The sequence below is a fragment of the Tamaricihabitans halophyticus genome (assembly GCF_004340875.1).
Lineage (GTDB): Bacteria > Actinomycetota > Actinomycetes > Mycobacteriales > Pseudonocardiaceae > Tamaricihabitans > Tamaricihabitans halophyticus.
This window is the reverse complement of sequence record NZ_SLXQ01000004.1, coordinates 198,960-213,770: the sequence shown is the minus strand read 5'-3', so window position 1 is coordinate 213,770 and position 14,811 is coordinate 198,960. Positions and strand designations below refer to the sequence as shown.

Sequence of the window (14,811 nt, the reverse complement as noted above, 5' to 3'; positions counted from 1 at the left end):
GACATCGCGCTGACGGGTGTGGATGACGGTCACCCCGGTTCTCAGGTGCCGGCCAACCTTGCCGAAACAGCCGCGCTGTTCGGATTCGACCCAGCGCATGCCGGTCAGGTGCGGCAGTTCGGGGCTGTGTTGCGTAGGGCCGGCTGGCCGGCCGAGCTCGACTTCACGGATCGGTCCCTGCTGCGCGAGTTCGCCGCGGAGCTGGGGCTCCGGCACGACCTGTGGTTGGACCACGCCAGACGAGAGTTCGTACTGAACAACGCGGAACGGCTGCGTGATCTTCGGTCCGCCAGGCCCGCGCACCTAGCCCCGCTTTTCCTCGTTCCCGGGTCCGTTGTGGATATGACGGAGTCGACGCTGGTGGAGATCGCCAAACTGGATCGTGCCAGCTGGGAGCGGCTGCATGCGGTCACCGACACGGTGCTCCGGATTCACTATCTGGGTAGCCGAAACGAATCGAGTAGTACGGACCCCGCGGTTCCGCCAGGCGTGCGCGACGAGGTGCTAGCCGCGATCTTCGACGGCGGAATCCAGTACGGTGGCTGGGTTGCTAGTCAGCTGCCAGGGGCGCGGCCAGTTGGTGGGTTGGACGCCGAGTCCGTTACGGAGAACACCGGAGACCTGAACGGCGGCATCACCGTCGCACAGCGCGCGGCCATGAATCGCGTCGGGCGCCACGCAGGCTGGGTGGACCATACGCAACCTGACAACTTGTTTTTCGCCCATGCCATGCGGATAGCTGCCGGACCACAGGCGGGATTGCCGCCGGCGACCGATATCGCTCGGGAACTAGTGGACGTGCCGGTCGCGGCACTGCCGGATACGGCCGCGCGCCGCTTCGGTGTGCCGCTCACCGTGATCGACGAAGCTGGACAGGCACTGGGCGCGGCGGTTACCCGCGAGGCGGCGATACTGCTGCGCATCGGTGACACGTACGTGCCGGTCCGTCCGGCGCGGGATGTGGTCGGCTCGATTCCGGCACCTCGCCAGAAGTTACCGCCGCCGGACCTTGGACCACCGGTACCTGACCAGGTATCGGTCACCTTTGATGCCGACCGCGATCAAGTTCCCGCGCCGAACCCGGATGCCCTTTCGGTCGCCTCGGCCTGGTCCGGTTTGCCGCTGGATGTCAGTGACGATGTGCGAACGGCGGTGAACGATCGTTGGGACGCTGACCGTGAGGGCTATTTCGAGGCGCTACGGCAGGTACTGCCGGGACGAAACGGCTATCGGACGCTCGCATATGGACACAGTCCCGACTTGCTCGCCATCTACCGGGAGCGCGGTGTAGAAGCGCTGCGCAGCACGCTCGACGGACTTGTCAACGTCGGGCACGGGCCAGCCACTTTCGCCGAGACCGCTGGGTTGTTCGGGTTCAACCCAGCGGTGCCGACGGAAGTGGAGGCGTTCCGCGCTGCGCTGGAAAACGCAGGCGTACCGACCGAACTTAGCGCCGCCGATCGATTCGCGCTGTTGGGAATCGCGCAGGAGCTCGCGGTCAGCCACGGCCTATGGTCGGGTGCTCTCCGTGGCAACCTGATCCGGCACGATCCCGCTTGGTTTGGTACCGCGTTCCACCACCGTCCAGCGCGCAGCACGATGCTCGCCTCGGTACCGAGTTCGGTCGCCGACCCGGCCGAGCCCGCGCATGATGAGCTCGCCGCGGCTTCCGAGGCCGACCGGGCACGGCTGCGGTACACGACGGAGTTGGTGCTACAGCGGCACTACTACGGCGTGCCAGGGTCGTTGGTTGAGCTCAACGTCGGGTCCTTCGATCCCGCGTTGGTTTCGGCCGTCGAGGCCGCGATCTATTGGGATGGGGTGGCCGAGGGCGCTCGATTGGCCAGCAGGGCTGCCGGTGCCAGCTACCGGTCGGACTTCCAGTTCGATGAGCTGATCGCGGGCCTCGGCGATCACAATGTACTGAGCCCGGCGCAACGCAGATACCTGGACGATGCCAATGCGCGCGCCCAATGGATACGCCAGGGTGACGGCGCATTCGCCAAGGCGGTCCACCGAGCCTTGGTGGATGCGGCCGCCGAATGGCCCGATATTGCCGGGTTGACCGAGCTGCTCGCGGATCTGTCGCCGGAAACGGCGCCTGCACGGGTGGCCGATGAACTGGGCATCCGTGTCACCGTGATCGACGGCGCCGGGCGCGCGCACACCATGGGCACAGCGGGCGCGGAGATCGTGTTGTTGCGGACCGGTCCCGACGGCGCGCATTTCATGCCCGCCGTAGCGCGCGATCCGGCAATTTCTGAACCATGGCGACCAGCCGAACTGGACACTCCACCAACCGTGCCTGCGCAACCTCACACTGACGAACCGGCGTCGGTCCCGGGCGTCGAACCGGCGGACCTACGGGGGAGTCGCCGGCCCCGCACGATCCCACGCCCACCACTCGACGTCCGGCACGGCGAGAGTGGACCACGGATCGACTATGCGGCGCAACGGCATGGTGCTCGCCTCGTGGAATTCCAGCAGACCATGGCCGCTCGGCTAACGGGCCGTCTTCCTGGTGATTTGACTGCCGAGGCGATAAGTAAGACTCCGGCTGGTGTATCGGCGAGGGTGAGCTGGCCTGATGGCGTGAGCGCGCCGATGCTGTTCATCCCTGGCGGCGACGGTCAGCCGAGCTGGCAGGACGGCCAACTGGTTGTGCCGCTTGGCGAGCTGCCCACATCGGACAGTCAGCGTGGTTTGATCATAGGCGTTCGGCTGCGCGAGTACGTGTCCGACGAAGGACCGGCGGGCCTACGCGCGCTGGCACAGCAGCCTCCGGCGGCCGATGTACGCGACACGCCGAGCGACGAGGATCGACACTCCGTTGATCCGATGGTGTTGTCGTCTGAGTCCGACAGCGCGAGCCGATTGATTATTCGTCGTGGTTACGACGAGGACGAGTTGGACGCGTACCGACACACTGCGGTTGAGATACGTGAACCAGTCCGGGATCCACGTACCGGAACCTATTCGGATATTATTGGAAGTGCACGGCGAGCCCTGAGATATGACGGCCGGTTGTTCATCGGGTCGACCAGCCGGGATCTCGACACGATTGCGGCCGACATGGCGTCGGATATCCAGCGGTGGTTCGAGATTGGACCGTATCCTGCGGTGGACGCGGCGGGCAACCGCGTGCTTGTCGCGGAAGGACCCCGTCAATCGGTGCTCTATGACACCGAAGACGATCCTCGTTTGATCGTTGGAGGCGGTCGGGCCAGTCATTATCCGAAAGCCCGGCCGAGCGACGTGACCCTGAACGTGGATCCGGCCGCGCGGCCGGATCTACGCGCCGACATCGCGATCCTCCCCGACAACGTTGGGACATTTCGACAGATTCACTTCGAAGACGTCCCGAGTGATGTTTTCGGAGGCCCAAGGATCAATTCTGTGGTCAATGCATGGGACGCGCTTGACGAGGGCGGTCTATTGACGATTGTTGGGGGTGAAAACGTCCTTGCGAATCTTCCGCAGTTGATTCAGGTCCTGTCGATACTTCGGGCTAAAGTGCGTATCGAAATAGTCGAGTCGTACAGAGAAGGAAAGCTTGTTTTATCGGCTAGGAAACACGACTCCGATTATCCTGCGTTGGCCGAAGCATACGAGCTTGCCGCCCAGTGGGCGGAACAGGCAACGGAGCGATTGGGCTCGCAGTACGCAGACTGGCAGGCCGATCTTTCGGCCGTAGCCGCTCATGCTGGCGCCGGAGCGTCCCGCGCAAGCCGACAGTCGAGCTCAGCCGGGGGCGGTGACGCGGCGACGATTCACTTGAAGGGCTGGTCCTACGAGCGAATCTCGAGCGCCAATATCGACGTGCTTGGTGGAATCGCGGATGCGTTGCAAGCCGGTACGATGTTGCGTCTCGACACCGGCAATGGTGCTCCGCTGGGACAGATTACGAGTGAACTACGTCGGCGTGGTATCGGGGTCACGCGCGCAGAAGCGACCGATTACATAACCGTAGCGGGGACCAAGCAAGGGCCGTCGCGCGGCGTGAACCCGGCATGGTCGGCATCGGGACCAGCCCCTGGCTCGGATAGTTCGCCAAGCCATGCTGCTGTTCCTGATCATGATGATGACGTGTCGCAGCCGTCACAGATGATTGAGATCGCCAGGCCCTCAACCGAAGACGCTCCCCCCGCCGAGCTCGCCGATCGCGAGACTCCTCTCGAGGAAGGTACGGACGTCCGCTTCGAGCAGGCTCTTCGCTTGGAGCTTCCCGGAATCAATGTCGCTCGCGCGTTGGAAGCGGAGGTCGATCTACGGAAACTCAACGACCGTTTCGGACCGGATTTCCGTGCCGCCGTCGAGCTGGCCATCGCGCGCGGTATGGACTATGTGTTGGGTCTACCTGACGGCGCGGCGGCAGGACGGTTGCGAGCCGAGCTGGAGGCCGTGACGACCGTACGACGCGCGATCGCGCCCGTCGATATCGCGGCGGTTTCGGTCGCCTTCGGCTACGATCGCGGGGATCCCGCCGACGTCGAGGCATTCACCCAGGTACTTGACCAGGCGGGTATCTCGCGCGAGCTCTCCGCTGACGAGCTTCGTCGGCTACATGCCGTCGCCGGCGACCTGTACGTGCACGGTCGTTACACGGGTGCCCAGCGCAGGGAATTGATCGTGTCCGATCCGGCGTGGTTCGGCATGGCCTTCGAGCAGCGCACCGATGGCCTCGATCCGATTGCCGGGCTGCCACCGTTGCCTGGCGAACCCCTGCCAGCTCGCCAAAGTGTCGAGCAAGACGTGGACTTCACGGCCAAGTTGCCGGCCGTCGAGCGGGCTATGCTGAACGACGGAACCCCAGTGACCCCGGTGCCCTTTGCCGCTTCGCTGGCGCACTACCTCGGTCGGCAGCTGGAGCTGAGCGACGTCACGGAATCCGCGATACGTGCCCGTCTTGATGGTCGCTTCGCGCAGTTGACCTCGCGTGATGGCGATGTGTGGTGGTTCGGTTCCCGCGAGCTACGGGTTCGACTAATTCTCGAAGATCCGACACCGGTAGCTGAGCCCGGGGCAGCGAACGCGCAATCGTTGCGTAAGCAGCTCAGCGAGATCACCACCAGTGGTGTTGTCGCGGCACGCGCGGCAGCGGAAGCCAAGGTCGAGGTTGGTGTGGTCTTTGAGCTCGCTGAACGCGACCCGAAGACCGGCTCGTTCGGTGAGCCGACCCGCTTCACCGGCCTAGGGGCCGACGGCCCGCGCACCATGCGGCTCGAACTCGGCAACGACTATCGGGAAATCGCGACAGAGCAAGCGCGGACCGAACCTACCGACCACCATTCGGGACCCTTGTCAGAACTGCGATTGCTCGAGTTGGGCGGGCGGGACACTATCGCGCAGCGCATGATCGACCTGGCCGCGGACGCGGGGCTAGAACGCACCGACGGTGTTCGGGAACAGATTTACCACTATCTCGACAACCTCCAGGAACATCTGGCAACGGCAACCACGGCCGGCGAGGGCCAGATACTCACGGTGCACGGCTCAGCCAAGACCGTCGTTCTCCGCCATCGAATCACGCCGCGCCCAGACAACGCGGCGATGGTGGGTTCACCGTGGCGGGGGAGCTCCCTTGACCGGGTTAGCGTGACCGAAGGCGGTACGCGATTTGGTATTCACCGCAATCCGGTACCGGTGCAATCCCATGTGTGGGGCGATCCCGACGATCCACTTGGGACACCCGGGGTGCTGCATGAGTTCACCGTGTACAGCTCGGGTGGTGTCGAACTCGGTGACAAGGTCGTTCCGGGCTGGATGCGTACCGAAATGTCCGAGACGAGCGCATATCGGCATGGCCTGCCGGTCTCCGCCGATGCGGTCTCCGGGGACTATGTACGTGGTGAACCATCGCTGAGCGATGTCGATCCGCAAGCTGCCACCGCGGAGTTGTTGCGCGCCACCAACAATGGGGAATCGGCGGCGGACGGTGCCTGGTTGGCCGGCATCGCTATGCGGCGCAACGGTGTGCTCGTCCCCGGGCTGGGTCTGCTTCGCGAAGCGATTATGGGTGTGGCCGTCAACGAAGGTCTCGTGCCGGATGCGGCCTATGTGCCCGACGGTAACACCGAAGTTGTCGACAGGGCTCGCCTGCCACGACGGCGGCAAACGAGGGCGGCGCAGCTGCGGAATCTGACCGCACTTGACGCTTCGCTCAGCGAGTCGGCGCTGATCGGGCGCTACCGAGAACTGGTGACCACCGGTGTTACGTTCGAGATCCCGGATCCAAAGCGAGCCAGTCGCGCGCGGCATACCGTGGAATTGAGACTGCGCCAAGACGCGCACCACGCCGAGCCGCTTGGGCAGACGGATCATCATCGAGCCGAGTTCCAGGTCGATGAGAACGGTGCGCATCTCGTGGGTGCCACGGCCGGCGCCACCGCGTATCGGCTGCCTTATGTGTTCGAGGTACGGGTGAAAGGCCCGGACGAGCAGGTCGTGCAGGGCGGTATGCGCGACTATCGCGGGTCTGCCATCCTATATCTTCCGGCTGCCTCCGATGGGCCGGCCACATCCGTATCCCCTGTCATCGACTACGGCGCCGCACTTGATCCGGCCAACCAGCTGGGCGATGCGGCAACCGCAGCGACGACGGTCGAATCGCCCGCGTTGCCGGTCCATTCGGACTGGATAACTGAGCTCGATCTCGCGGAGCTACAGGCACTTCCGGCCAGCTTTTCGCTTAGTGAACGCATCCGTGCCGAAGGAGCCGAACCTGGTTCGCGAGTGCGACTGACGCACGATGAGATCGCCACCGTGGTGGCCGCACAGGAAAGTGTCATCCGGTGGGCGACGCAGGCCGTGGCAAGCATTCGAGAACGCATTGCGGATGCGGCCGGCGATCAGGCAGCTGTCTTGGCCGTTCCGCTGCTCCGTAGGGCCGAAGCCAGGCTAGCTGAGCTCGACCGAGCCAGCGTCGGGATCCTTACGGCGAGGGCCGTTGTCGAGGATATGCCCTCGACAGACGAGGCGGAGCTCGGATCAGCGATTCGTCAGCGAACGGCGGACATCGCCGAGTCCATTGGCGAGTTGCTGGACGATATCCATGGTGCGCACCGATTTGTGGATGAGGCGATCGGCGCCCCCGCATTGCCTGGCGGACAACCGCCCACGCAGCCGGGCACACTGGACGATCCCATTGACACGAGCCGCGAGCTGGCGCGACAACTCGGTATACACATCGAACTCGACGTCACCAGTGCCGCGGGTGGCTTCACGCGTTACGCAATCGATCCAACTGGCGGCGTTGCCGAGTTGCCCGCGACCTCGGTCGCTGGCAACTCGCCGGAGGGTGCTCGACGTGCCGAGCAGGGTTCGAGGACCGAGAAAACGCAAGCGCCATCGCCGGATTCTATGCCTGGTAAGGAGTTCCCACTAAGTACCGCACAGCTCAGGTATCTTGATGAACATGGCCTGGCCACCGCATGGGTGTCGGACGGTGTCGCTGGGTTGGCTCCCGCGGTGTACCGCGCGCTGTCGCATTCGGCTAGGCAAGCGTTGACCGATGCCCACGGCATTTCGTCACCATCGGAGCTACACGACGATTTGCTTTCCCGGCACACCGGGTCCCCGCATATCGACGACCTGCTGACCGTCCTGACCGACAACTACGGTATCGCCGTTCGAGAAGTGCGTACCGACGGCGCCGTAGTAACCCATACCCCGCTTGGTTATACGGCCACGGCGACCATCCTGCGTGTCGGCGAGCAGTTGCTGCCCGCCTACGTGCCCGGCGCCGACGTAGCGGTTCCCGCGGAAGCCCCTTCGGTGCCGGCAAGTCCCGAGTTCGTCCTACCTGGACAGGAGGTAGCGCTGCCGACCCTGCCCGCGCAGGCGGCGGTCACCGTGCCGGAGAACCTAACCTCACTCGCGGAAACGTTCCTCGCCCGCTACTTCGACTCGATAGAGCCAACCGCGTACCAAGACACCTGGTCGGTCCAGATCGACGGGCGAGCGGTGGATATCTCCGTACGCGGTGAGCCGACCGCCGCCGCGGCCGTACTCCGGCTGCCGGAGATCCACGTACGCGACGATGGCACGGAATTGGCTGGACCAGTGACCGTCGTGCTGCCGCCATTCCCGGACGTCCAAATGGGGCTGATCCCGCTCATCGGAGTGCCATTGCGCGAGGCGATGGACCAGCTGCCCGGACTGCTGGCAACTGCCACCGCGAACGCCGAGCAACTGGCCGCGCGGCAAAACCAGCCTGGCATAACGGTCGAAGAGCCGCGCCCAGCGTTCGAAGAGGCGGCGCGGACACGAGAGCTCACGGTGCGCGCGACCGAGGACCTTGGCGAGCTATTGCGGATGATCCGCCTCGGCAGCGATGACGGCTACGCCGCGGCCGAGCTTGCCGAGCAGGCCGAGCGAGTGGCCGTGGTGATGAACCAGCTCGCGGTAGGTTACGACGAACATGCCACCGAGGGCGCGGCCGGTGCACTGGAGCGGCAGTTGTTTGTCCGCTACGAGGCGTACGCCGGCATGCTTGGCGAGCTCACGACCGTGCTGACCTACCAGCAGTCGCTGCTCGACCATCGGGGCGCGAAACCAGACACCAAGATCGTTGAACAGATAGGTTTGCTGGACAGCGAGATCGACCGACTCGCGGACCGCGCCGAGGCTGGTTTTGCTGCCTTGCGTGACCTCGGCGAGCGCTATCTCGACCTCGTCGATCCGGGCCGTGTGCTCGACGTTGGTGCGGAGGCGACGCCGGAAATATTCCACGGCGCATCGTCCCGGAAACTGTTCACCAAACCTTCCGAAGGCGATGTAGCGCTTCTGGACCGGTTGCTTACCGGCCTGGCCGAGCTTGAAGCGATGTTGAGTCGGGAACAACTCGACACACTACGCAGCGGCAGAGACTTTCGCGCTGTCGTCGGCGACAACGAGAGTCTGCGATACGCCGCCGACAAACTCAACGCATTGGTCAATGGGGATGCCGCGGGTACAAACCGCGGTATGGGGCTGAATGAATCCGCACACGGCAGCGAGTGGCGGATGAGTTCGCTCAACAAGATGCTCAGACACCCGCAACTTGCGGGCCGGCTTTCCGCGGACGGCCGAATGGTGCTGGACGTGTTGACCGATGTGGACAACCACCTGTCGCCAGGACTCGCCAGGACGCAGTACGCGTTGAAGCACGATACGTTCGGCAGTCCCATCGATATCGGCTTCTCCGGCCGTGACTTGCACCGACTGCGGATCACGCATTCGAGCGAGCTCCGTGTCGACGCGCTCGATATGGATATGGAGAGTATGAACCCGCCGGAAAATCCCGTCGGGGACAACGTTTATGTGCTACAAAGTCTGGAAGGCGAGGACTGGTGGACCCTGTCCAGGCCGGGATTTAGCTTCCAACTCGAGGTCGGTGATCTGCCCAGGGGGCAGGTGATCGCGCGGTCCGGTGGTTATGGCGGCTGGACCGAACCAAGCCGGTTGCGTCTGGTGGTGGACAGGAACGCCACCGAATCCGATATCGACGCCGCCCTCCGGGATATTCTTCGCGCCGAGATAGCCGACTACGTCATCGCGATGAACGAGGAGAGCGCGTACGTACGGGTGGCGATGCTAGAAGCCATCGGTCAGATCGGTGGCAACACGGTCGGCTTCGCGACCGCGGGGGCGCTGGGTCTGGGTGGCGAGTGGAGCGCTTTCCTGGGTGCTCTGGTCGGGTTCAGCTACGCCGCCGCCACCCGGGTGCCGCTGACGGTCTACGAATACATCCGGAACCTGATGGCTGGCGACAGCGCCAGGCGATTCAGCGCGACATTACGTGGTGGCTTGCAGGGTCCGGGGCTCAGCCGCCTGTACCGCGACTTCAATGGTGTGCGCGATGTGGCACAGGGCATCGCCGAACGACATGGCTTGCAGCTGCCTGACGCTCGACCGGAAAGTGGCGCGGCACTCTCGCCCACCCACGCGGCCGAACTAGGGGAACGGGCCGACAATATGGCGCGGGACATCGCCGTCGCGTTGGGCGCGGAAGGAAAGCCCGGACGAGCGCTCCCCGCTGATCTGGTCAATGTGGGCACTAACCGTGCGCTTATCGAGGGCTTGCGCGACGTTACCTGGGACGCGCAGGAGCGGCGGATAGCCGCCACGCTCCCCAACGGTGATCGGATCGGCGTCACGCTGACTGGGCGCGTGGCGCAGAACTCCAATCAGCGCTTGGTGGACACCGACTGGCGAGCCAGAACCATGGAACTCGAGGTGTTCTACGCCACCACGGAGCGAACGGCGGCGATGGATGACGAAGCGCTGTGGCGAGATCTGTCGTTGCAGTTCGTATCTGCGCTCTACAAGGCGTCGATCGTCTGGAAGATAGCAGGGCTCAGGCCAGCCCTACGTAAGGAATCCATCGGACTCCTGTGGGAAGCGGCGACCCTTGTTGGGGTTGCTGTTTTGACACTGGGTCTACCAGTCGGCACTGTGCTGCAAGCTTTGATTGGTAGCGGCTCGGCGCGCATGCTCGGCGCTTACGGTCGGTGGCTTGGTCGGCGAGCCAATAACTCGGTCGGCTTCCGGTGGGACGACGAACGGCGTGCACGGCTGGGCTATGAGCGGCCGGACAGTGTTCTCGTGCGCAATGAGTTGGGTCGCGATGGTTTGGCCTTGCTGGATGGCGCGCTGGAGATCGTCACTCGGCAGCGGACCGAGATTGAACGGCTGCTCGGCGATCCCGAACCCGCCACCGGCAAGCCGATTGATGGCGGCGAGGCGGCGATCACCGCCGCTACGGCGATGGCGGAGCACGCCCGCACCCGCGCTGATGTCGTCTCCGCCGAGACCGAGTCGCCCACGAGGGGCGAAGCCATACTCGTAGTGAAACTGCTGCCCAAGGGTCGGCGGTTCCCGATAACCGTCCGGATCAACATGGAGCACGAGCGGGGCCTTCGCCAGGACTTTTCGCCCGCCACCGTGCACGAGTCCTGGGCTAGCGTTGACCGGGCGCTGCGGACCGCGGTGCCCGAGTACACGAGCTTCGAGGTCATGCGGGAAGAGACCGCACGGGAGCTGGACGAGATCCTTGACCGCGAGCCGTGGCTCGTCCCACGGTCGATTGCCCAGCTCGTCGTGAACGCGTTGCTGAAGAGCGGTTCCGAAGGTGTGCCGAACGCGCTCTACGGGATACTCGGTGACGGTAGTCAGCGGGCGATGGAAAACGCCGTCCGCGACCTGATGGGATCCGTGCAGTCCGGTGTGGACGCGGGATTGAACCTCATCAACATTAGCGCCCAGACCGCCAAAGGCGCCGAGGTTCGACTCGGCGCGATCGGACCACGCACGGCCACGGCGCGTAATATGGATGATTACCTCAGGGCGCTACACCGGGAAACCCGGCGTGCCGATGCGGCTATGCGGAGTCTGGTGGAGCAGCACACGGATGTGCTGTCTCCGGCGGAACAGCGCGAATTCCAGCACCACGCGACGACTTCCGATGTTACCCCAGAGGACGCCGTCGCTGCATTTCAAGCTCTTGTCGATGACGGGACACTGGTTCGGGAAACCCGCTATCTTGCCGGCATCGAGACACGCAGCCCCGGTGAGTACCGACTGTTGCTCGACAAGGTGGACCGGCCAGGGCCGTACGAGCTCGGCGCGAAGGTTCAAGCGCGGCACCGGCAGGAGTTCGTCGTGCGCGTGGTTCCCTGGGTCGGCTCTGGCGCGTCCTGGGTGAAGCCCAATGTGGATGATTCGCACGTGCTGATTCTGGTCGGTATGGACGACGTACGTAACGGCTTCGCCGAGGTGAAGGAGAACCTGGCGAAGCTCGCCGAGATGGCTCGGTATGGGCCGACCGGTGTGCCTGGCCGTAGTGATCTCGTCCGTTGGCATGCCGGCCCCGGCGCGGCTTCCGGTGAGGTCAGGAGAGTTTCGGGGCAGGCGTTCAGTGGGACGATGGACCCACAACGTCTTGCCGTATCGGCGGTTATCGCTTCTGTCTCATCCGCCGTAGGCGTTACGTCAAACGCGTGGCACCGTCGAGGCGAGTTCCTTACCGGCGAGATTCTCCGGTACATGATGAGCTGGGACGGTGCTCCACTGTCGCTGCTCCGAATCCAGTTGCTGTTCACGCTCCTGGAAGCTGAGTACGCACGCACCGCGCAGCGGGACCAGGTTCTGGACCAGATCTCGAGGCTGGCTGGTTTTGAACGGCAGATTGACGACACGCCGCACGGGAACCACGAGCCCGTGGCCGAGCAGCCGCAGCAGCCACTGATTCCGCCGCCCTTGCGCGGTAGGAAGGCGCCGTCGTCGGACGTCGCGTACACGCTGCCCACCAGGTCCAGGCGTGACGCGAACGGTATGCGGTTTGCCCCGGGGACCGAATTCGTTGACGGTGCCGGACACACTCAACCAAGGGGATTCAGCCAGCGAGAAGGCTCCAGGACGAAGCAGCCGAAGAATCCACCAGTAACACCACCGCCCCTTGGGGGAGTGGAGTACGCGGACGGAGGCGGTGCCACTGACCCCAGGGCGAGCATGGGGGGCCAGGGGCTACGACCACAACCTTCGGAATGGCAGAAGCGCATCGCGCGAGTGCGCGCTCCTGAGCGTCGCGATGGAGCCTTCGAACAACAACTGGCGAATCTCGGTGCCGCGCAGGGCACCGACAGGGTCGCTGGTTACGAGCTCACGCCGGATCAGGTCGCCGATGGACCGTTTACCGCGCTAGCGCCCGGCATCGCGGAGCGTCTCGTCGCCGAGGCGCTCGGCGACGAGAGCATCGGCATTGAGCGTGCACCCGACACGACGAACCCCACCTGGTTGGTTCGCAATCAGGCAAACGACATCATCGCGATGTTGTCAATCACGTCGAGACTCGACGACGTACTTGCCGGCCATGCCGTGCTAGGCGGATCGAACTATCCGACGATGTTAGCGGCGACCGTCCTGGGTGCGTGGCGGATGGGCGGCGACGCGGGGGCTGTCCTGATCAGTGCTGTGCCAGGTACCACGCTGAGCGGTCTGGTGCACCAGGCCGCCGTGCTCGCTGCGCGGCAGCCGGAGCATGGCGGCGGTGATGAGCTGGCGAATTCCTTGTCGGAACTTGGCGACGCGGTCGAGCTGACGGCGCGTGCCTTCGGTGAGCTGCACACCACTCCATCAGGCTCTGGAACACCAGTAACGGGATCGGGCCACGACGCGTTTCCGCTGGCAGGTGCCGCATCGGTTGTGCGGCAAATAGTCGCCGAATACAAATTGTCCACTCCGATATGGCGAATGCTGACGAAGATCCAACCCGCGTTGGATACGGCGGCTAAGCAGGACGGCGAGGTTGTTTTTGCCGGTCATTCCTACACCGAAGACAACCCGGACCCGGACAACACGCTGGTGGATCTGGGGTCCCAACGGGTCGGTCTGACCAGTGTGGATAGCATCGCGCAGTCCATTTCGCCGGACAGTGGTCTGCCTACCGGACGCGGGGGCAACCATGTGGCGCGGTTCCTGATCGAGCTCGGTGGCCTACTCAACCGGGTTGGACTGGGTGAGGAACTACCCAGACTGCGCGATCGGTTCACGGCTGGCTACCGCTCTGCGATCGGCCAGACCGCTGTCGACGACGCTGGCCGTGCCGAGATCGCCTCAGCCGTGGAAAAGCTCTGGATCGCCTACCGTTCGAATGCGGACGACAGCGCGCTGATCGACCTCGTCGGTTCCGTTGCCGACCGCCTTGGCGTTTCCGACGACAGCCTGTATGCGGCGAGACGCGATATCAGTACCGAGTCGTTGGGACCGGGACTGGACTACACGGCGCTACCCGAGGTTTTCGAAGCGGATCTCGAGTCGGCCAGGCAGCGCGTAGCCAATGGCGAACCGGCTATCCCCTACCTAATCGACAATGTGACTGGCGGGCTCGGTGCACCAGAAAGTGGTAGGCCCTTCGGACTAGAGCTCGAGTTCAGTCTGCGAACCAGCAAGGCCACCTTTACAGCGAGGATCCTGAACGATATCGCCCGCGAGCTCCACGAAGCCGGTCTGAGTGAATCCGCCCAGATGTACGAGGCACACCACGGACGTGCGGCCGGGTACAAGGACGCGCGGAATTCCTGGCGAGTGGAGACTGACGGGTCGGTTTCCGGTGAGATCGTTTCGCCGATCTTGTCTGATACACCGCAGACGTGGCGAGATCTGGTCACTGTGTTGGCCGTCATCCGCCAGCACGGAGGCCGAGCTTCATTCCGGGTTGGTGGGCATATCCACATCGGAACCCGTGACTTCGGTGGCGATATTGGCAAGTACAACACCCTGTTTGCACTCGGCGATACTTTCCAGGATGTGTTGTATCGACTGGGCGCTGACCCCGGATCAGGTCAACACCGTGGCCGCCGGTACGCGGCACCCGTAAATTTTCCATCAGAGGGTTTCGTCTCACTTGCCGATGCAAAGGCCTTCCGCGACACCTCGATCAACGTTCAATCGGTTGCCGGCAAACCTGGCGATCACGTCGAGATCCGGATCTTTGACGGTTCGCTTGACGAAGCGGTGATCCAGACCCAAGTCAAACTCGCATTGGGGATGGTGAACGCGGCAGCGCGCGAACCAGGGAACAGCCTGCTTGGGCGACAAGGCGCCAAGATAGGCGAGCACTACCGCAAGTTCGGCCGGGCCGACGGCAAGGCGAAGACAACCGAAAGCCGCCGTGCCGCATCCCGCGATTTCCGCGAGCTGATGGACATGCTCTTCACTCGCAGGATTGACAAGGCGCAGGCGACCGCCCTGTACGCACTGACGCAGTGGCCAAAGGCCAGCTGGGGCGAGATCGGTCGTGGCGTGAGCCGACGCCAGGCACTCGTCGGTGGT

1 protein-coding gene (cut by both window edges) is annotated in these 14,811 nt (G+C 64.1%); it reads left to right on the top strand.

All 14,811 nt of this window come from inside a single coding sequence — locus EV191_RS13120, hypothetical protein (protein ID WP_132877297.1), on the top strand. Of the gene's 71,463 coding nucleotides, 18,831 precede the window and 37,821 follow it; the stretch shown corresponds to coding positions 18,832-33,642, spanning codon 6,278 (complete) through codon 11,214 (complete); the first complete codon in view begins at position 1. Both the start codon and the stop codon lie outside the window.